Source organism: Sphingobacterium sp. 40-24, assembly GCF_001899705.1.
Classification (GTDB): Bacteria; Bacteroidota; Bacteroidia; order Sphingobacteriales; family Sphingobacteriaceae; genus Sphingobacterium; species Sphingobacterium multivorum.
Window position 1 is genome coordinate 15,710 of record NZ_MKWH01000026.1, and the last position, 21,376, is coordinate 37,085.

Annotated in this window: 15 protein-coding genes; 13 read left to right on the forward strand and 2 right to left on the reverse strand. The window is 38.4% G+C overall.

Annotated features, from left to right (window positions below):
• Positions 1-11: 11 nt before the first annotated feature.
• Positions 12-2,321, reverse strand: a complete 2,310-nt coding sequence (locus BGP15_RS10285; protein ID WP_286769448.1) for a putative monovalent cation/H+ antiporter subunit A — start codon at positions 2,319-2,321, stop codon at positions 12-14.
• 363 nt (positions 2,322-2,684) lie between these two features.
• On the opposite strand from BGP15_RS10285, the gene BGP15_RS10290 reads away from it, so the two are divergent.
• The 12 genes from BGP15_RS10290 (at position 2,685) to BGP15_RS10345 (ending at position 18,321) form a co-directional block, all read left to right on the forward strand.
• The gene (locus tag BGP15_RS10290; protein WP_115046558.1) at positions 2,685-3,212 is read left to right on the forward strand and encodes an RNA polymerase sigma-70 factor; all 528 of its coding nucleotides are present in this window, start codon (positions 2,685-2,687) and stop codon (positions 3,210-3,212) included.
• A gap of 46 nt (positions 3,213-3,258) precedes the next feature.
• Entirely contained in the window at positions 3,259-4,416 is a 1,158-nt protein-coding gene (locus tag BGP15_RS10295; protein ID WP_115046559.1) for a FecR family protein, read from the forward strand.
• Between the two features lie 256 nt (positions 4,417-4,672).
• Positions 4,673-8,299: a SusC/RagA family TonB-linked outer membrane protein gene (locus tag BGP15_RS10300; protein WP_286769449.1), complete on the forward strand. Its 3,627-nt coding sequence runs from the start codon at positions 4,673-4,675 to the stop codon at positions 8,297-8,299.
• Positions 8,300-8,310: 11 nt separating this feature from the next.
• On the forward strand, positions 8,311-9,783 hold the full coding sequence (locus BGP15_RS10305; protein ID WP_115046561.1) for a RagB/SusD family nutrient uptake outer membrane protein: 1,473 nt from the start codon (positions 8,311-8,313) through the stop codon (positions 9,781-9,783).
• A 4-nt stretch (positions 9,784-9,787) separates the two neighbouring features.
• The gene (locus BGP15_RS10310) at positions 9,788-11,158 is read left to right on the forward strand and encodes a substrate import-associated zinc metallohydrolase lipoprotein (protein WP_286769450.1); all 1,371 of its coding nucleotides are present in this window, start codon (positions 9,788-9,790) and stop codon (positions 11,156-11,158) included.
• Positions 11,159-11,161: 3 nt separating this feature from the next.
• Positions 11,162-12,490, forward strand: coding sequence for a DUF4302 domain-containing protein (locus BGP15_RS10315; protein WP_286769451.1), 1,329 nt, complete (start codon positions 11,162-11,164; stop codon positions 12,488-12,490).
• A gap of 147 nt (positions 12,491-12,637) precedes the next feature.
• Positions 12,638-13,507: a hypothetical protein gene (locus BGP15_RS10320; protein ID WP_286769452.1), complete on the forward strand. Its 870-nt coding sequence runs from the start codon at positions 12,638-12,640 to the stop codon at positions 13,505-13,507.
• Positions 13,508-13,525: 18 nt separating this feature from the next.
• Positions 13,526-13,966 carry a PH domain-containing protein gene (locus BGP15_RS10325; RefSeq protein WP_115046565.1) on the forward strand — a complete coding sequence of 147 codons (441 nt, stop codon included), beginning with the start codon at positions 13,526-13,528 and terminating at the stop codon, positions 13,964-13,966.
• Between the two features lie 173 nt (positions 13,967-14,139).
• Positions 14,140-14,802: a hypothetical protein gene (locus tag BGP15_RS10330; RefSeq protein WP_115046566.1), complete on the forward strand. Its 663-nt coding sequence runs from the start codon at positions 14,140-14,142 to the stop codon at positions 14,800-14,802.
• Between the two features lie 670 nt (positions 14,803-15,472).
• Positions 15,473-15,904 carry a nuclear transport factor 2 family protein gene (locus tag BGP15_RS10335; RefSeq protein ID WP_115046567.1) on the forward strand — a complete coding sequence of 144 codons (432 nt, stop codon included), beginning with the start codon at positions 15,473-15,475 and terminating at the stop codon, positions 15,902-15,904.
• A gap of 219 nt (positions 15,905-16,123) precedes the next feature.
• Positions 16,124-17,152: an energy transducer TonB gene (locus tag BGP15_RS10340; RefSeq protein WP_286769453.1), complete on the forward strand. Its 1,029-nt coding sequence runs from the start codon at positions 16,124-16,126 to the stop codon at positions 17,150-17,152.
• Between the two features lie 170 nt (positions 17,153-17,322).
• Positions 17,323-18,321, forward strand: a complete 999-nt coding sequence (locus BGP15_RS10345; protein ID WP_286769454.1) for an energy transducer TonB — start codon at positions 17,323-17,325, stop codon at positions 18,319-18,321.
• A gap of 68 nt (positions 18,322-18,389) precedes the next feature.
• Here BGP15_RS10345 and acs read toward each other — a convergent pair whose 3' ends face one another.
• Complete coding sequence (gene acs, locus BGP15_RS10350; protein WP_286752645.1) at positions 18,390-20,306, reverse strand: acetate--CoA ligase; 1,917 nt, start codon at positions 20,304-20,306, stop codon at positions 18,390-18,392.
• Between the two features lie 184 nt (positions 20,307-20,490).
• Here acs and BGP15_RS10355 point away from each other — a divergent pair, with 184 nt between their 5' ends.
• A complete protein-coding gene (locus tag BGP15_RS10355; protein WP_286769455.1) occupies positions 20,491-21,369 on the forward strand; it encodes a UbiA prenyltransferase family protein in 879 nt (292 codons plus the stop codon).
• Positions 21,370-21,376: the final 7 nt, after the last annotated feature.

Genomic DNA, 21,376 nt, shown 5'->3' on the forward strand with positions numbered 1-21,376 from the left:
TTTATCTATCATTATTCTTTGTCAGAGGACTTTAAACGTAATTTTAATAAGCTATATACCCCCAGTGCAGCGATACTCAATACCACAATTTCAAACATGGTGTCAAAACCTCTGAAATCGACAAGCAATACATTGACGACATTTTTTCCTTTAGCAAGCACATAGGCGTAATCGCCATAGAAATCACTGATATTTGTGGTTGTTGGTTCGTGCAGAACTCGAAGTGCGACCATGGAAAGCAAAATTCCAAAAACGATAGCGACAATGGCGTCACGAATGATGGTGCGCCGGTTGGCCAGGTTCAGGAAAGAAGGTAGTTTAAAGAGTACCAATACGAAGAGTACCACCGTGAGTGTATCGATGGTAAACTGTGTCATCGCTAGATCTGGAGCACTGTAAAACACGAAAATAAGACATATAGCATAACCTACAACACTGGTGGCTACTACAGCTGTTAAACGGGATGAGGTGCGGATGGTGAGTACAATGGCGCCGATCAAAATGCAGACTGTGGTGACTTCGTAGAAACTCACCGGAGATAGGGTTTCCCATTTGATATGGAGTGGGCCGCCTAGGTATAGTTGGTAAGCGATGAGTAATTCGGCAAATAAGATAATTTTCAACAGATACGAACGCAAATAGCCGTTGTGCATTTTGTTGGTGAAAAAAGTAGAGAATAAAACAATTTCCTGAGCACATAATCGAATGATATATTCAGGCGAAATCTTATTGAAATTTGCAATCCAAGCCAATTTTTTAGCACTGGGTCTGTTTGCGAAATAAAGTAAGGTACCCGCGGCAATTGTAATAGCGCTTAATAGCAGGACTAAATTAAAGCCATGCCAGATTTTCAGTTGAAAAGTTTCCGGTTTTGCAAGTATGCTTACCGCGGTTGGCCCTGCAATCCAGTCGCCGATAAGTCCGGGGATACAGCCAAAAGCAACACCGAGGACGGCTAAAAGTAAAGGCGGGATCCACATGGCTTTATAGGGTAGGTGGATTTTATGAAATTGCTCGGGCAACTTACCCATAAAAGGTTTGATGCCGGCCATAAATCCAGCAGAGACCAGGAGTATATTGGTTGCTACTGCAGCGACGGTCAAATAGAGAAATAAATCAGGTGTGGCATGTAGTGTTGCCTCATAAATCAGATCCTTTCCAATAAACCCAAATGTAAGTGGAATACCGGCACTGGAAAGTGCCGCTAGGAAACCTGCTATAGCGATAGGCATTAATACCTTACGTAGCCCTCGTAAGATGGTAAGATCCCGCGTTCCCGTTTCATGGTCTATAATCCCCGTAATCAAGAATAAGGCAGCTTTATACAAGGCATGTACGAGTATAAAGACACTTGCTGCGATAACGGCATCCTTGGTGCCTAGTCCCAACAAGAATACTAAAATACCGAGGGCGGATATGGTCGAATAGGCGAGTACTCCCTTGAGGTCTGTTCTAAAAAGCGAATGGAATGCAGCATAAAGCATCGTGAAACCACCAATGGCCATGAGGGAATACGTCCAGATCGGGTTGCCCCCAAGAATTGGTGAAAAACGGGCCAAAAGATAGATTCCTGCCTTAACCATCGTTGCCGAGTGTAAGTAGGCCGACACTGGCGTTGGCGCCTTCATGGCACCGGGTAACCAAAAATGGAAAGGGAATTGTGCTGATTTCGTAATTGCTCCAAGTGTTATGAGGGCAAAGACCAGGGGAAATAGTGGATGTTGCTGAATGAGGGATACTTTGTCGATGAGTGCTGTAATATGGTAAGTACCCGCAATATTACCCAGCAAAATAAAACCTGCCAGTAGAAAAAAACCACCCAAACCAGTAATGGAAAGTGCAGTTAATGCGCTTTTGCGCGAATCATTTTTGTCATTGTTAAATCCAATGAGAAAAAATGAGCTGATCGAGGTTAGTTCCCAAAAGATGAAGAGCAACAGCATATTGTCCGACAGGACTAGCCCCAGCATAGCCGACATAAAAAGGCAGAGGTAGCCAAAGAACCGGTCGATATACCGATGACCTTTGAGATAGGCATTCGCGTAGAAAAAGATGCACGCTCCGATCCCAGTAATCAATAAGGCGAAAAGTAGGGATAGTCCATCTAATTTAAAATCCAGATTGATGCCTAAGGAGGGCACCCAGGGTGTTGATTGCACGAAATAGGAGCTTTGACCAATAGGTACGATATATTGCGCAAAGTATAGAAATAGAAGTACCGGTAAGAATGCGAGAATAATACCCCATCTGGTTTTTAGGAACCGACCAAATGGAACAATAAGGCTCGATGTTATTAATCCTGACAGAACAGTAAATAGCATTTAGTCTTTGTTTTAATTTTTAACCTTCACTATTTCATCGTTGCCAATGCTTATATGGCGATGAAGGTTTTTTGAAAGTTTACAATATAATAAAAAAAAGCGAAAAAATGCTAGTTTTTGATCATTTTCCCGCTATGTAAAGGATGAAAGAGGGGATTTTGTTTTGTTTGTCTGAAAAAAAACTAAACTGGTTTAGCAATTTAGAGAGCGATACATGCTGGTTTAAAATTATTATTTGTGATTAACAAAAAAAAAGAGCATTTTTACGATACAATTATTAAACATTCGTATTCGGATGTGTTTTTTATCCTAAATAACCTCATCTATACAATAATATAAGCTGAGTGTGGAAGCGACCTAACTATGCAGAAAGAAGAAGTATTGTTTAAGACGCACTATAATGGACTTTGCCATTTTGCATGGAAGATTGTTGGTGACCTTTCTGTTGCGGAGGATCTGGTACAAGACTCTTTTATTGCGTATTTCAAAAATACCGATCAAGTCAGCGATAATGATATTGCTATTAAGAATTACTTATACAGTTCTGTCCGTTTTGGCTGTTATAATCATATCCGTCATGAAAAAGTGCGGCAAAAGTATTGGAATGTCGTAGGTTTTACCGAAGAAGATAATACGGCGCTTGAATTGAATATGATTCACAGTGAGGTCATTCAGGAAATATATAAAATTATTGAGGAAATGCCTTTTGCCTGTCAACAAGTTTTTCGGCTGGGTTATCTCGAGGGGTTATCCAATCTTGAAATTACACGCGAGCTACAAATTAGTATCAATACCGTAAAAACACAGAAGCAACGTGGTATGAAAATGTTGCTCAAGCGTTTGAATCCCGAGTTTATTCCCCTTATTATATTTTTGTTAAAAAATATTTAAATTTTTGTCACCCTTTTCTTCGTCTTAGGTTTCTTTATGGTAGTTAATGAAAGAAAACACAAGACATATCGCTGATTTAATACAGAAATTCCTTTTTGGACAATTGACAGCTGAGGAACAAGTACAACTTGATGAATGGCTCAAGGCCAGTTCACAAAATAAACAACTTTTAGAATCCTTCCGAAATGCGGAAAATATAGCAGAAGATTTAGCTATTATTCGGCAATTAGATGCGAATCAAGCATGGGGCCGGTTGAAAAATAAAGAAGCTAACAGTAGGAGATTTTTCTGGAAATGGCCCTTAAGCATTGCAGCATCTATTGTATTTTTGTTAGGAGGTTTTCTATTATGGAAAGGTGATTTTGCCTCATTCTTTTCGGGCGATAAAAGTGTAGTAGTTGCAAAAAAGCAAGATATTGCTCCTGCAACAAGTGGTGCGGTATTAGTGCTAGCTGATGGTACCAAAGTTTCTTTAAATGGTGATTCTACGAAAACCCTGACTAAAAACAATAATCTGATTGGGAACAGCAATGAACTGATCGTTAAGCAAACAGATCAAGCGATCCCATTACAATATAACTCTTTGATTGTTCCAAAAGCAAGTTTCTATAAGATGACTTTGGCGGATGGGACTAAAGTATGGGTAAATGCGTTATCTCAATTGAAATTTCCGGCGCAGTTTTCAGCTAAGGAGCGTAGAGTTTTTTTGGAGGGAGAAGCCTATTTTGAAGTTGCCCCTAATGCAGCGCAACCATTTATTGTAGAATCCAGAGGGAATGAAATCAAGGTGTTGGGAACACATTTTAATATTAACGCCTACTCCGATCAGATTCGTACAACTTTAGCTGAAGGGAGGGTCGAGGTGCGGCAGAATAATCAGTTTGTCGAATTATTACCAGGTGAATTCGCTTCTTCTTTTAAGGATAATTTGGTCAAAGGGCGGGCAGATCTAGCCCATGATCTTGCTTGGCACAATAATGAATTTTATTTCAAAAAGGAAACGATAACGAACATAGCACATCAGTTATCGCGCTGGTATGATCTCGATGTTACCTTCCGAGGAGATGTGCAGCTGGATAAAGAGTATACCGGAAGTATCGAACGTGATGTAAAATTGTCACAGGTATTGGAGATGTTATCCTATGTCAGTAACCTAAAATTTGAAGTTGAAGGCAATAAATTGATTATTGCTACCAAAAGTTAAGGATTAACAATTTATAAAGCAGTAAATAGCACGCCTATGGTAAAATAATACATCAAAAGCAATGACCTAAAAAAAGAGAACAGGAATGTTGCAGCATCCCTGTTCAGAAAAAGATGCGATCATCAGGTCCTAAATCTAAAAATGAACAATTAAATCCCAATTAACCACAAAGTGTAAATGTATGAATAACTTACCACTTAGCAAAAGGTGGTCCTTGATCCCTCAAGACCCACGATTTTGCAAACCATTACGTATTATGAAAATTAGTACATGTCTTCTATTCGCATTTGTGACGGGTGTGCACGCTAAGAGCACGGCACAAAAAGTCACGTTGAATATGAAAAATGCACGTATTGAAGAAGCACTGTCTGCCATTTCCAAGCAGTCCCATCTACGTGTATTATATAGTGAAAACTTGAATACTAAGGCCCGGATTTCAGTGAACGTTAAAGATGCGTCTGTCGAGGAAGCATTGAATGCTGTCTTGAAAAGCAATAATATTGAATATAAAATTATTGCTAATACTATTTCGGTCAACAGTAATGCAAAGAATATCAGCATGACAGTCCCATTGGCTATACAGCAATCTGTTTCAGGTACGGTTACTGATAAAAACGGAAAGGGACTAAGCGGCGCTACTGTAACTGTAAAGGGAACTTCTATTTCGACCCAAACAGATGATTCAGGCCACTTTAGGATTAATGCCTCTTCATCTTCCGTTTTGGTCGTTCGGTATGTCGGGTTTGGAACTAGAGAAATTTCCATGGCTGGTAAGTCGACCATAAATGTTGTGCTTACGGCAAATGACTTGAAATTGGAGGAGGTCAATGTGGTTGCAACCGGGTATCAGAATCTGGATCGTAAGTTTTTCACTGGAGCATCTACAAAAATTGATGCTAAGGAGGCTGAACGCGCAGGGGTGCCTGATGTATCACGCATGCTGGAAGGGCAGGCCGCTGGTGTCTCTGTTCAAAATGTGTCGGGTACTTTTGGTGCTGCACCTAAAATTCGGGTCCGGGGCGCAACCTCATTAACTGGAGATAATAAACCACTTTGGGTAATTGATGGTGTGATCTTGGATGAGGCGGTCAATATCTCCAATGAAGCACTATCAACTGGGGATGCTAACACCTTATTAGGATCCTCTGTAGCGGGGTTAAATCCAGACGACATTGAGTCAATTACTGTGTTAAAGGATGCCGCAGCTACCGCCATGTATGGTGCGGCTGCGATGAATGGTGTGGTCGTTGTAAATACAAAAAGAGGTAAAAATACAGAAGGACAAGTACACTTCAACTATTCCGGAAACTTTACAACCTATATAAAACCCAATTATAATCAATTCGATATCATGAACTCTGCTGAGCAGATGCAATTGGTTATTGATATGGAAAACAAAGGGTACTTAAATCATTCCCAGGTTTCGAGAGCCGGAACGGGGGGAGTATTCACCAAAATGTACAATCTCATGTACGAATATGACCCAAACACCGATTCTTTCAAACTCAGAAATGATGCTCCCTCTCGTTATAACTTCTTGCAACGTTATGCGAACGTCAATACAGATTGGTTTGATTTGTTGTTCAGGAACAGTTTTGTGCATGATCATTCGTTAAGTATGAGTACTGGAACGGCTAAGGCGCAGACCTATGCTTCAACGAGTTTTATGAATGACCCAGGTTATACACTCGGTAACCAGGCAAAGCGGTTTACGGCTAACATTCGTAATAACTATAAAATCAATGACAAACTTAGTACGGAATTTATTTTTCAGGGAAATATTCGCGATCAGCGTACACCAGGTACTTTAAATCGAAATTCTGATGCGGTATATGGTAGCTATTCGCGGGATTTTGATATTAATCCATATTCCTACGCATTAAATACCAGTCGTATTATTACACCATATGATGAAAATGGTGACCGCGAATATTTTACGCGAGATTACGCTCCATTTAATATCTTCAATGAACTTGATAATAATTATATCAAACTTAAATTAATGGATATTAAGGTGCAAGCGGGTATAACGTATAAAATTTTACCTTCTTTGACCTATTCTGCGACCGGAATGTATCGTTATTATAATTCCGAAAGGCAGCATATGATCACGGAGAATGCTAATCTTTCTAAGGCTTATCGTGCAAATCAAGATCAGACGGTAAATAGCGGCAATCGCTTCCTTTATGCTGATCCGGATTTTCCAAACACGGATAAATATGTCATTCTTCCCAACGGAGGATTCTTCAATGTCGCCAATAACAATATGATCAGTTATTATATGCGGCACAATCTGGAATTCAACAAAAAGTGGAATGATCATACCATGAATTTGTTTGGGACCTATGAACTTCAATATGCGGATAAACAGAGTCACGATTTTAATGGGCCAGGAATAGAATATGGTAATGGTAATCTAGTCCTGCCTGTGTATCGGTATTATAAGAAACAACTTGAATCTGGCGATGCACCATTTGCGATGAATTATACCTACGACCGTAAACTAGCTTATGCTTTGCGCGGTGCTTATAATTATAAGGATAAGTACTCATTTAACTTTACGACCCGTTATGACGGATCCAATAAAATGGGGCGTACTAATGTTGCTAGGTGGCTACCTACCTGGAATGTTTCCGCTGCCTGGGATATCGATCAGGAAAACTTCTTTAATAGAGAAAATAAGATCTTGTCACGCGCTAGATTACGGGGGACTTATGGCTTAGTTGCGAATATGGGAAATGCATCGAATTCCTCGGCTGTCTTCTATAATGCGATTACCTATCGACCTTATGATGGAGAAAAAGAAGGTAAGATCAGTATCAATGGTCTGGAAAATTCAGAGTTGACCTGGGAGAAAATGTACGAGCTTAATATTGGTACAGATTTAGGCTTCTTAAACGATCGCATTGATTTAAATTTTGACTATTATAGACGTAATATATTTGATTTAATAGGACCAATTCGGACGTCAGGGATTGGAGGACAATTTGAAAAATTAGCCAATTATGCTGATATGAAAGGACACGGTGTTGATATTCAGCTTGGTGGATATCCATTTAAAGATCCGAATGGCTTTACCTGGCGTACGCAGCTTACACTAGGTTTTAACAAAACAAAAATCACCAAGCTAAATGTAACCCGCAATATTTGGGATCTCATTTCAGGTGAAGGTGGAGCAATGATCGGCAGGCCGCATAGGGGGTTATATTCGTTGGATTTTGATAAGTTGGCCGCCAATGGAGGTTATCCAACCTATATAGGAACGGATGGTACTCCGGGTGAAACCTATTTTTGGTTCCAAGATAATCAAACGGAATTCTTAAAGTATGAGGGGCCAGTGGATCCTACACTTGCCGGAGGTTACTACAACCGCCTAGAATACAAAAATTTTAGCTTTTCCTTTTTGCTGAAATTTGGTTTGGGAAATATGGTCCGTTTACAGCCTAATTATTCACCGATTTACCTCGATATGTATAATGTATCCAGGGAACTGATCAATCGCTTTATTTATAAAGGAGATGAATATTTAACAGTAGTTCCATCTACGCTCGATGGACTAACAGCAGAATTTGACATTAAGAACGCTGCTGGGGATCGCACGGCATCTGTTTATTCCTATAACGCTTATAATTATTCATCTGAACGAGTTGCCAAAGGTGATTATCTCCGTTTATCGCAAATTTCCGTCGGCTATAATATTCCCAAATCCGTAGTCAGCAAAATTAAATTTAGGACTGCCCAAGTAAATTTAGTCGGCAATAACCTTTGGTTGATTTACGCTGATAAAAAACTAAATGGAGTAGATCCGGAGTTCTATAATAATGGGGGGGTAGCCTTACCTGTTCCTAAGCAAGTCACTCTGTCTGTAAAATTGGGATTCTAAACGATTAAATTATGAAACTTACAAATCTTAAATATCTATTCATTTCTTCCGCACTGCTACTCAGCAGTTGTAACAAATACCTGGATCAGCAACCGGATATGAGAGCTGAAATCAATACGGTTGATAAAGTCAAACGACTGATCACATCAGCCTATCCTTTTGGTAATTATCTTGCTATGGCCGAAACGTACTCGGATAATGTGGAAGACAAAGGCGTGGGTGGACTATACCAGCCGGTTCCTTCTCTATATCGTTGGCAAGATATCAACAATAGTGATACGGATAGTCCGAATAGTTACTGGAATAATTGTTACGAAGCGATCGCTGCAGCCAACCATGCTTTGGCAGCAATTGAAGCTAATAACTTTGGGAAAGAAATTGCTGCATTTAAAGGTGAAGCTTTGGTTGCAAGGGCATATGCACATTTTATGCTCGTCAATTTCTTTGCGAAAGTCTATGATTATAAAAAACCAGAGAACAATACTTCTCCTGGAATCCCTTATGTGATTGAACCAGAGACTGTGGTGATCAAACAATATGATCGTGGAACCGTAAAGTCTGTCTATGACAATATTCGGAAGGATTTGGAAGAGGGCTTAGCCCTATTGGATGGAAACCCTGCTGAATGGAATGTGCCTAAATACCATTTTACACCCGCAGCTGCGCATGCCTTTGCGACTCGATTCTATTTGTTTACAGGCGAATGGCAAAAAGTAGTTGACAATGCCAACAAAATTTTTGCAGGAGGAAATTTTGCGGGGAAATTGATACCCTATAATTCCACCTTTAAAAAAATGACTTTTGAGGAGGTACATTCAGTTTTTTCCAAAGCGGATCAGCCTTATAGCCTTTTGATCAACGAGACTTACAGTGGTTATCAACGCTGGTGGGATAATCGTTACGCTATGGGGATCAATGTGTTCCAGAATATTTATAATGGTACGACTGCTGCTGGAGCCAAGTTTTATAATTTTGGGGTTTCCTATGGTGCTCCACACTATACTACTTATATCTGGAAGGAATTTTGGTATGTAACAAACGCAACGGCAAACACAGGGTTTCCTATGCTTATGGTTCCTGTATTAATCACAGATGAGGCGCTGATGAATCGAGCCGAGGCTTATTTGGAATTGGGAAATAATGCAGCTGGTATTGCCGATATGAATTTGATGGCAAGCAACCGAATTGAAAATTATAACCCGACGAACCATGCTGTAACGGCTGCAAAGTCCCGGTTGTTTTTTGGGGTTCAAGATGATAAGGAAGCGCTTATTCAAACCGTGCTGCAATTTAAGCAGGTTGGTTTTATGTCGATGGGATTACGTTGGTTCGATATTATTCGTAAAGGGATAACAGTGAAACATCTTGTCATTGCCAATGATGAAAGCGAGTCTTATATCGAATTAAAACCTGAGGATCCGCGACGTGTTTTTCAGATCCCACAAGAAGCAAAATTGTCAGGTGTTGAACAAAATCCAAGGTAATTTTATGAAAACAATAACAAAAACATACATAATAGTCGGTCTGATCGTCAGTTTATATTCTTGCGTAAAAGAGGAAAAGCTCAATACAAAAATTGAAAATTATGACACCTTTGTTCCAGGAGCTATTGACGAATGGATTACAAAGAATCTGACTGACCCCTATAATATTGAAGTCGTATATAGGTATCAACGCAATATGCATGATATCAATAAAAACATAGCTCCAGCAGATGAGTCCAAAGTCATTCCCCAAATGGATGTGGTAATTAATGGATTTTTGGATGTCTATAAAAAAATCGGCGGAGTGCCCTTTATAAAAACATATACACCCAAACAGTTTGCTTTATTTGGATCAGGAGACTACGATGTAGATGGCTCTGTGAAAGGAGGAACTGCGGATGGAGGTCGACGCATTACCTTGTATGGAATTAATAATTTCGATGCGGTAAATCCGAATTCCATAAGTGGAAATCTTCAAGTCATCCATCACGAATTTACGCATATCCTTAATCAGATGAGATTTATTCCCGCTGAGTTCGGAAAAGTTTGTGCAGGCGATTATTACTCGAATTGGACCGCCCAAGAGAATGATCAGGCAAAAGCTAGATCATTGGGGTTTATCACTCCTTATTCAAGAAAGTCTATCGGTGAAGATTTTGCGGAAGTCTTATCACATTTAATCGTCGCAGGTCAATTATATTATGATGATTTTGCTTACGATAGCGGAAGAGAGGCCTATCCCAAGTTTAAACAGAAGGAATCGATTGTACGAGATTACATGATGCAAAATTTTAATATTGATGTAACGCAGTTACAAATTGAATTTCAACGCGTCATGACCGAAAAGTATAATTCAACTCGTTATTCTGCTGCAACCGCACTTAGTAGCAATTATTTTGGTTCTTTAGACTGGGATATAAGGAACACCTGGGGATTAGAGAACACGATTTCTAACAAGCAAAGGTCTTTATTTATGGCTATTTTGGATGAGCTTGGCGGATGGACCACCAAATCAATGACATTCCAGTTTGTCTCCGCTACAAAGGCAACATTAAACATTGGGTTTGGCGATAATAATGTAACCTACACGGCATCCTATGACTTTGATATCACAAAAAATGCAGACAATACATTTAAAATTGCTAAGTCGGCTACCCAAGGGACAGGTAATAATTATGGTAACGGAAATATAGATTGGGTATTAAAGGATACTAAGCCGTTAATCGATTATCTAGGTAGTACCAGTTTCTCCAGTGGATGGAAACAGGTTGATTTAACGGTTAATCCAAGTGATTATCTGCAATTTTTGATTTTTAAGGATACAAAAGATCCGAATGCAACATTCATAGGCAAAGTAAATTTGAGGAAGTATTAGATTATGAAAAAGATATTTTATTTAATGTTTTTGGTCCTATTGGCTTTCAGTTGTAGTAAACCAAAAGAAATGGATCCCATATTCGGTAATCCCGACGAAAGGATATCCGATACGTTGTTATACGTCAGGAAGACATTAGTAGATGCTCCATACGGCTGGAAAGCTTATACAACGACGGAAATATCTAAAGGTGGATATGGCTTTTATATGCAGTTTGATAAAAATGATCGGTTGAGGATGATTGCAGATCTAAACAAAACGACTGCTTCCGAAGCAAAAGAATCTACTTATCGGATACGCCAGATTATGTATGCTACCTTGTCATTTGACACCTATAACTACATTACTATGTTACAGGATCCAGACCCCAGTGTTTATGGAGGTCTTCCGGGAAGGGGACATGGGAGCGACAACGAGTACGATTATGTTAAAACACATGGTGATACTTTGTTTTTCCAAGGACGGAAATTTATAAAACCGCTTGTATTGGTCAAGGCGACGGCGGAAGAACAGACGGCCTATTTAAGCAAAAAACTTTTGGCTAGTATAAATGATGTAGACGCTTATTTTGAAAATGGAATAAACATTGTCATGCTGAATAAAGCTAACTGTGAATTTACACTGAATACATCAGCAAAACAAGTTAATCTAATGGCAATGATCGATGGTAAAGTGGAGAGTGTACAGATTCCATATTTTTACAATTTGGATAAAAATATGACTCTGCTCAGCGATTCAACCTTTGATGGCGAGAAATTTTCAAAGATTACAGAAAAGAATGGTGTTTATACACTGCATGCCTTATCGGGAAAAACGTTTGCTATCAAAAAATCGAACGACTATTTATTACCGCCACAGTATAAATTGGGAACAGCAATTACGGATATGTTCCAGCCAGGTGTTTACAGCTATGCGAGCTATCTACCTTTAAAAACTTGGTCTGCAAGTTATGTGGTGGATTGGAATGAGTATGTGCGGTTATCGAAAACAAGTGGATATAATCTCACCGTAGGAGATTCTTTCTACAATTTTAATGATGCAAAGAAAGTCATTACCATGGATGGTTATATTTATCAGGGGAATACAAGGTTTATTGGAGGGTATTTAATGAATTACTCCATTGATCTTGAAAAAGGCACGATACGTTTTCTTTCCATCAAGAATACAACTAATAATGGGGGGATTATGGTGCCTTACATGAATGCTACATTCTTTAAGAAAATGATAAATCATGATTTTAAACTTTCATTCATAACAGATAAAGATTTTGGGTCGGGAATACAGTTTACAAGTGTAGAGGATCCAAATTATTATTTCTCTTTCGCTTACTAAAGTAAGATGTTGATTTTTTAATAAATATGCCCTACGATATCCAAAAAAGGTATCGTGGGGTATTATATTAAATTGTTCGGACGTTTCTTGCTATTGTGATATTACTTTTCTTTTATGTCTTAAGAAAGAAGCCGTCTTAATTGTATTATGGTCTATTATAATAGTGAAATATATTTATTTGCAGCAGAAAATGCACGCGTTTTAGAGAACAATAAAATAAAACTGTTATTTAGTGTTATTTTATTTCTTTTAGTTGGCTGCGGTACACCAGATCAAATTCATCTACGTGGGAATATTCCGATAAAAAATCCTTTTTATATCGATGTATACAATATGCGTACGGGAATTAAGGTTATGTCTGATACAATTTGTTCTAACAATATCAATTATGAGGTAGGCATATTACCAAAGGGCATTTATCAACTCACTGTTTCATGGGATAGAGATATTTTGAAAGCCCAAGAAATCGAACGATTTGCCCGTCAACCTGAACTCGGTACACCAAAATATTATATGTCAACCACATTTTGGCTGGATGCCAATGAGTCTGATAATTATAAACTGTTACTGGACAGTACCTATCAACAAGCAGAACTAGAAGAACTTTTGTTAGCGAAGAATAGAGGCGAATCAATAAAAATGGCGGTCGTATCCGATGGAAAAAACAATAAGGTCTACAATGAATACTTAGCCTTAGTGGATCAATATAGGACCGAAAATCGACATCTAAATGACAGCCTTCAGCAAGTAGCAATGCATTACAATGATCTTAAATTATTCGAGGGCTCAGAGCGATTAAGCGCACTCTTAGCAAAAGATTGGTTGCCAAATATTAAAACAGCACTGTTACGTGAAGAAATAAATTTTATGAAAGATAATATAGATAGCGAGGTCATTTCCCATATCTATCATATTCAGGTTAATACGAAAGAAGATTTCGAACAATATCGTGAAGTCTATAATTTGTTCCCGCTTTCAGTTAAGCAAAATTTTACCGTTTGGAATAAAAGTAACTGACCTATCAAACTATTGATTATGAAAGAATTTTTTAATACCCACATACCCTTCGGTAGTTATATTTGGGGGACTGGGATGATTATATTTATTGCCATGGTATCATATGGTGACTTGGAGCAAGGACTTTACACAGGGGCACTTTTATTATTCGCTGTATTTGCATTAACCTGGTATTTCACTTTCTTCTATAAACGTTATTGGATTGAAGATAACAAACTGTTTATAAAAAGTATTTGCGGAACAGAATCTGTTGATGTCAACTCCATTCGTAAAGTAGAGACGGATAAGGTATTTTGGTTTGGATCGATGAGGTTCACAGTTTTAAGGCCCTACAGAAGGGGAATGATCCTGCATTATAATGTGATTGATGATATATTCGTTGATCCAGAAAATCCGACTGAGTTTATTGATAAATTAAAACAAATTGCACCTAGCATCAATGTTATCGAAGCAAAATAGTATGTTTCCTCAATAAAGTTTCGTCAATACGAATTGGTTTCTCGTTGCTTTGGGTGAAGGTTTTTGTAAATCTCTTTTCTGATGTAATAAATCTGTTGATTCAGTTGTCATAATTAAAGGATATAGGCCTTACCTTAATTAGTTTAATTGAAATAAACCAAAGTGTAAATTTTATGAAGTATTTTTTTAGTGCCCTTTTATTTGTTTTTGCATTTCCGTTATTCGCGCAACAAAAAAACAATCAAACTAAACATCTGCCATTTGAGACGATCTATTTCGCTGGTGTTCAATTTAATAACGCTAGCAATCTGAATAGGATTCTGAAAGATTATGATTCCGGAAAGGTGCCTGGATTTGGGTGGAATGCTGGGGCTGGACTTGCATACAGGATCAAACAAACCCTTATTGGCGTGAATTTTAGCTTGTCGACAAGCAGTAAAAACGACAATACAATGAATACAGGCGATTTTACGCTATATGTATCTACCAATGCGATACGTACAGGCGGATTGATCTTTAGCCCGCAGCTGGGAGTCGGTACGCAGTCTACTACCTTTACCATTCAAAAGAAAAATCTGAATGGGGAATTTGGAGATTTTTTGACAACACAGTCCAACCAAACAAAAATGAAACATGATGCTGCTATTGTCGATCTAAGTGTTACGTTGAAAACATCCAATTCCGAACGAACTAGCTTTCGCCCAGAATGTAGAATCGGTTATAAATCTTCGATTACACATAATGATTGGAAAGTAGTGAATGCTGCCGTTTCAAATGTTCCGAAGGACAGACTGGGACATTTCTATATACAATTAGCTTGGGGTATTGGACGATAGAACCATTATCATACCACGTAAATTAGGTAATAGTTATGTTTTTGTGAATATTTAAGTTTTCCACAAGATGTTAATAACGATGTGGAAAACGTTTTGCTCTATCCATAATATCGCAATTTGTAGTCAAACCTCATTGAGCTAGAAAATTAAAGTGGAGTGACTTTCAGGGTTTATATAATTTTTGTATTTTTAACTATACTGGATTAAGACCTTAAAAATGAAAATCAGATCTGTACTTGTTTTAATATTGGCCTTTGTCGTATGTTTTTTAATTGCAGCGTCGGTTTACTTTTTTTTGGATGACAAATCTTCCGTTCGAGATTCCATATTTGTAGGTTTTATATCAAGCAGCATCGTGATTACTTTATCCGCAAACTCCAATAAAGGTGCAAGACGTATATAGCTATACTTTTTCGATACAAACGTCATATCGATTTATGACAAATTCCTGCCTATAACTTTGTTTCTCTTATCGGAGTGGGCCATCATTTACCGCTCCTTTACCTCCATTTACCGACTTTTTTATTCTGTTGATCTAAATGTAATAAAATGGGATGCTGCATTGTCTTACTTTTGAATCAGAATCTTAAAGGAAATGATGCAACAAAATCAATATCCTTGCGACAATAAGAAAAGAGATAAAAAACTAACAATATAAAGTATAGCAATTATGAAAACTTTAGTAAAGACATTCGCAGCAGCAGCATTGATTACACTATCAACTTTCGCAATGGCAGCAGCTGACCCTGGTAAAGCATTGAACCTTTCCACAGCCGATTTGGCTATCGATAGCTACGTGTCAGTAATGACAGAAGGTGCATCTCAGGGCGTAGAAAAATTGTTTGCATCCGAATTCAATCAAAAAGTCCAGGGGAAAGCTGCACGTACCAATAGCCGTTCGGAAGTCATTTCCTTCCTGAAAAAGCAAAAAGGTGAAAAATTGAACTGCAGTACAAGTACTGAGGTACTTGAGGAATCTGAAAACTATATGGTAGCGCGTATCACCATGAAGTTTGACGATTTCACGAAAACAGATCTAGTGACATTAATCAATGAATCGGGAACCTGGAAGGTTACAAGCTCCGTAAACTCCTATAAATAGAAACTGTTTAATTAAATTCATATGTTTATTTTAGCCACGTCGGGATGATGTGGCTTTTTTGTGTTTAATGCTTTTTTATGCTGGTTAATCTTAATGTGCTTTAAAACTTATCAACATCGTTATTAACATTGTGTGGAAAACTGTTTATGGGTCAGTGTTGAAAAGACCATCAAATGAATTGTGTAAATTGCCTCCTACATTTATTATACTGCGCATTTTATGAAATATTATTTAAATCAATTGTCAAAATTCGCTTGCCTCATTGTACTAATGATTTCTTGCCTGCAGACTACTGTAGCCCAAGATATCGACACAACATTTCATAAAAAAGATGGGGAAGAGATAACAGCGAAAGACCCCGCTTATTTTAAACGTATCATTCGTCCTGTAAGCGAACAAAACAAAAAATATTATGTAGTCGAAGAGTACTATATCAATAGCAACACGATTAAGTTAAAAGGAACCAGCAAAGACGCTGGTTTTCCATTTAGATTTCAGGGTCAGAAATCTCAGTTTAGCTTTCAAGGTCAGAAATCACAGTTTTACGAAAATGGAGTGTTAAGGAGCATGGAAAATTTCAGTGAAAAGAGTGAACTGATAGATTCTGCATACTATTGGTACCCAAGCGGTAAGCCTGAATTGACGGTGTTTTACCCAAGCTCATTAAATAAAAGAGGCGATCGGATGGCCGAAGATCCTATTTATGTGGCTTATTTTGACTCTTTAGAGAATAAAACCTTGTCGGATGGAAATGGTTTAATTCGTTTACGCGAAGGCGGTGACGATGATGTTGAAGAAGGGAGGATGGTCAATAATTTGCGTGATGGAGAGTGGAAAGGACGGGCAGATAATGAAACTTTTGTCGAAACATATAAAAAAGGAAAATTATTAAAGGGTAGTAAAATCAAAGAAAATGGGGAGCTCATAAACTATGATGCGAAAACTTATTTTGTGCAACCAGAATACCCTGGAGGTATATATAAGTTATTGACTTTTATTGCCAAAAATTACGAATATCCCAAAGAAGCCGTCAAAAATGGGGTAAATGGTTTAGTAGAAATAGATTTTGTGGTCGATAGGGATGGTCACATCGAAGATATAAAAGTAAAGAGTGATTTAGGATTTAATACTGGTGAAGCTGGTATCCGAGTTGTAAAAATGCTTAAAAAATGGAAACCGGGTATTCGGAGAGGTGAGCCCGTAAGAGTGGGTTATACCTTGCCCATACGGCTAAATCTTGCGCGTTGATGATGATGACCGTAGCTTTTTATGTTATCCACAATGTTATTAACATAATGTGGATAACATAAAAGAAGTATTTTGCAATCCCCTTGCGATAAAATTAAACATTATTTAACCTATTAATTTTTTAATTAATCTCGATATTTCTTATTATTACCGTTGCATTAACAAATATTATGAAGTATTATTTAGACTTTTCGACGAAACTTATTTGTTTTTTTCTATTGAACCTGTGCGGATTGAGCCTTTCGGCACAAGTTACTTTTACCACTTATCATAAGAAAAATGGGGAGGAGACGAAGAAGCAAGACTCGGCTTATTTTTTAAGAGCAATTCAGATCGATGCGGCGGGAAAGGATAAAGTGTATCGAATAGCGGAGTATTATCTACGCAATGACTCGCTAAAGTTAAATGCGATAAGTAAGAGCGGGAACGCACCTTTCAATTTTCTAGGTAAAAAATATGAATTCTATGAAAATGGCACACTCAAAAGTCTTGAGAACTTTAACGATGAGAGTAAATTGATCGATTCGGCATTTTATCTATACCCCAACAATAGGTTGAAAATGGTCGTATTTTATCCAAGCGAACTTAAGAAGAAAAAAGTGCTGGTGAAGAAGCCGATCTATGTGGTGTATTATGACTCTTTAAACAATAAAAAGTTAGAAAATGGAAATGGTATTATTCGTTTTAGTATAGATGAAAAGGAAGAAACTGAAGAAGGTCAGCTGGTCAATAATATGCGTGAAGGGGAGTGGCGAGGAAAGAGCGGTCGTGATTCCTTTGTAGAGTATTATAATGCAGATAAATTACTGTCAGGCACCAAAACAAAAGAAAATGGTGTCGTCATTCCATATGATTCTACGACCTATAAAACGCAACCCGAATATCCTGGAGGCACCAAGGAAATGTTGTATTTTGTGGCAAGAAATTATGAATATCCAAAACAAGCCATGATGAACGGTGTAAGTGGTACTGTAGAAATAGCGTTCATTATAAATCAACACGGCCGAATAGAAGATTTGAAAGTAAAGAACGATTTGGGTTTCGGTACAGGGGCGGCTGGTATACAGGTCGTAAAAAAGCTTAGAGACTGGAAACCCGGTATCCTCCGTGGTGAACCTGTGCGGGTTGGCTATACATTGCCTATAAGGTTAAATTTGAGTGGGATATAATCAAAAGTATCTAAAAAAATAACAGCCTTCCATTTGGACGGCTGTTATTTTTTTAGATACTTTATATGCTATTTTCTCAAAGCTGCAGCGCCTTTGATGATTCCTTCTACAACGGCAGGATCCTGAAGTGTCGAAGTATCACCTACATTGGCGATATCGTCTTCGGCAATCTTACGTAAAATACGACGCATGATCTTTCCTGAACGTGTTTTTGGTAAATCATCAACAAATTGGATGATGTCTGGTTTAGCAATTGGGCCAATAATGCGTGAAACGGTTTCCATGATATCCTTTTTGGTGGCTTCTGCATCGGTATGGTGATTCGCAATGACATAAGCATAGATACCCTGTCCTTTTACGGGGTGCGGATACCCAACAATGGCAGATTCAACCACGTCAGCGTGCATATTAATGGCATTTTCCACTTCTGCTGTACCAATGCGGTGACCCGAAACATTTAATACATCATCTACACGGCCTGTGATTTTGTAATAGCCCTCTGGACTACGGAAACATCCATCGCCCGTAAAATACATATCTTTATACGTCGAGAAATAGGTTTGACGACAGCGGTCATGATCGCCCCATGTCGTGCGTAACATACCTGGCCATGGGAATTTAATACACAGATTGCCAGTTACATCATTGCCTTCGATTTCTTTTCCATTCTCATCCATCAAAGCGGGTTGAATGCCCGGCATCGGGAACATCGCATAACTTGCTTTTTCTGGTGTTACTCCGGCCAATGAAGTGATCAAATGGCCTCCATTCTCTGTCTGCCAATAGGTGTCAACAATAGGGCAATTCTTTTTACCAACTTTTTCGTTAAACCAGTTCCAGGCTTCTTCGTTGATTGGTTCGCCTACAGATCCCAAAACACGTAAAGATGAAAGGTCGTTTTTGTCGACAAATTCGTCCCCAAAAGCCATCAATGAACGCAAAGCAGTAGGGGATGTATAGATAATATTGACTTTGAATTTATCAACGATATCCCAATAACGGCTCGCATCCGGGAATGTTGGAATACCCTCAAACATTAAAGAAGTAGCTCCTTGTGATAACGGTCCGTAAACGATGTAACTGTGTCCTGTAATCCAGCCGATATCCGCTGTACAGAAAAAGACATCGTTTGGCTTATATTGGAAGGTATTCATAAAGGTATAGCCTGTATACACCATATAACCACCACAAGTGTGTACTACACCCTTAGGTTTACCTGTGGATCCCGATGTATAAAGGATGAATAAATTGTCCTCAGCATCCATCTCTTCTGCTGGACATGCTGGATTTCCCTGTGTTTCTACTTTTTTGATCTCATCTTCCCACCATACATCACGTCCTTTGATCATCGATACCGGTGTACGCGTACGTGTTAAAACAATTACTTTTTCAACAGTGTCACATTGCATTAAAGCATCGTCCACAATGTTTTTTAAACCAATGGTTTTATTGCCGCGGTAACTACCATCTGAAGTGACGATCAGTTTGCATTCCGCATCGACGATACGATCCGCGATAGATCGTGCTGAAAAACCTCCAAACACCACCGAGTGGATAGCGCCGATACGAGCACAGGCTAATACAGCAATAACCAATTCAGGAACCATTGGCAAGTAAATACATACCCGGTCTCCTTTTTTGATGTTATTATTTTTAAGTACGTTGGCAAATTGCTCTACCTTTTGTAGTAATTGCTTATAGGAAAGAATGCGGTGCGCTTCATTGGGATCATTAGGTTCCCAGATGATGGCTGGTTTATCACCATTAGCATAAATATGGCGATCTAGACAGTTTTCTGTAATATTTAATTTAGCACCCTCAAACCATTTGACATTGGGTTCCTCAAAGTTCCAGTTCAGCACCTTATTCCACTTTCTTTTCCAGAAAAAATGATCTGCAATGCTCGCCCAAAACTCCTCAGGTTGTTCTACACTTCGCTTATATTCACTTTGATATTCTTCAAATGATTTTATTTGTAGGCTCATCGTTATTAGGATTATTATGAATTATTTTAATTTATATTGTTATCGTTGCGAAATTGTTTTTGATATTTCGATTTCGGTGTACAATTTAGCGGTTTTTGCCCATTTTATCAAAAAATTGATGTTTAATATAATGTTAAACTACTTTTATCTATAAGATTGTTATCTTGCATCAAGATTTTTCAAGATGTCTTTTCTAAGAAAGCTATTCTATATTACAATCTATACAAATCTTCTGATCGCCATGGCGGCCATGGCACAATGCGCATTGACTTATATCATATTTGAACGGTCTATCAATTGGTATATCGTTTTAGTAGAAGGAACGGCGACCTTGCTACTCTATAATTTTAGCCTGTGGTGGTCCAAACCGAAGCACCCAAAAGAATCAAAATTCCCCCGGACACGCTGGATCTTTAATCATGAATGGGTCATGTGGTTAAACAATGGTATCGCTTTGCTTGTGCTTGGTTATTGCTTGTGGTTTATTCATGTGTATTCCTTTTTGTTTTTGGGATTTATTGGAATCCTGAGTCTACTATACGGAATGCCTCTATTTACTTTCCGTGACCGCAAAGTGGGGCTTCGACAGATACCCGGGGCCAAGATTTTTCACATTGCCCTGGTCTGGGTCTGCAGCAGTGTGGTGCTCCCTTATGTGGAACTAGCCAACATCGGTGTCACAATAGATCAGTGGGTTTTTATTGCGCTCTGCGGATTGAAGTTTATATTTTTGGTTATCTGTACATTGCCTTTCGATATTCGGGATATCCAACAGGATTCCTATTATCATCTACGCACTTTACCTAATATGCTGGGCGAACAAAAAGCTAAAAATCTAACCTATGGACTATTAGGCCTGCATTGTGTTTTGATCTTGACCGTGCCTTATACAGCACCTATTAAAATCGGATTGATTCTGACCAACGTACTTATATTTGCCTTGCTTAAGTTGGCTGTTTTCAAAACAAGAGACCATTACCACTACGCTTATCTACTGGACTGTAGCTTGGTGCTTCAGTTTCTGATTGTTGTTGTTGTCGGTATCTTTAGCCCCGGAACCTGATTTTTTA

Bases quoted from the DNA above. Each gene is read 5' to 3' on its own strand.
- BGP15_RS10285 (WP_286769448.1), bottom strand. From the start codon at position 2,321: ATGCTATTTACTGTTCTGTCAGGATTAATAACATCGAGCCTTATTGTT.
- BGP15_RS10290 (WP_115046558.1), top strand. From the start codon at position 2,685: ATGCAGAAAGAAGAAGTATTGTTTAAGACGCACTATAATGGACTTTGC.
- BGP15_RS10295 (WP_115046559.1), top strand. From the start codon at position 3,259: ATGAAAGAAAACACAAGACATATCGCTGATTTAATACAGAAATTCCTT.
- BGP15_RS10300 (WP_286769449.1), top strand. From the start codon at position 4,673: ATGAAAATTAGTACATGTCTTCTATTCGCATTTGTGACGGGTGTGCAC.
- BGP15_RS10305 (WP_115046561.1), top strand. From the start codon at position 8,311: ATGAAACTTACAAATCTTAAATATCTATTCATTTCTTCCGCACTGCTA.
- BGP15_RS10310 (WP_286769450.1), top strand. From the start codon at position 9,788: ATGAAAACAATAACAAAAACATACATAATAGTCGGTCTGATCGTCAGT.
- BGP15_RS10315 (WP_286769451.1), top strand. From the start codon at position 11,162: ATGAAAAAGATATTTTATTTAATGTTTTTGGTCCTATTGGCTTTCAGT.
- BGP15_RS10320 (WP_286769452.1), top strand. From the start codon at position 12,638: ATGGTCTATTATAATAGTGAAATATATTTATTTGCAGCAGAAAATGCA.
- BGP15_RS10325 (WP_115046565.1), top strand. From the start codon at position 13,526: ATGAAAGAATTTTTTAATACCCACATACCCTTCGGTAGTTATATTTGG.
- BGP15_RS10330 (WP_115046566.1), top strand. From the start codon at position 14,140: ATGAAGTATTTTTTTAGTGCCCTTTTATTTGTTTTTGCATTTCCGTTA.
- BGP15_RS10335 (WP_115046567.1), top strand. From the start codon at position 15,473: ATGAAAACTTTAGTAAAGACATTCGCAGCAGCAGCATTGATTACACTA.
- BGP15_RS10340 (WP_286769453.1), top strand. From the start codon at position 16,124: ATGAAATATTATTTAAATCAATTGTCAAAATTCGCTTGCCTCATTGTA.
- BGP15_RS10345 (WP_286769454.1), top strand. From the start codon at position 17,323: ATGAAGTATTATTTAGACTTTTCGACGAAACTTATTTGTTTTTTTCTA.
- acs (WP_286752645.1), bottom strand. From the start codon at position 20,306: ATGAGCCTACAAATAAAATCATTTGAAGAATATCAAAGTGAATATAAG.
- BGP15_RS10355 (WP_286769455.1), top strand. From the start codon at position 20,491: ATGTCTTTTCTAAGAAAGCTATTCTATATTACAATCTATACAAATCTT.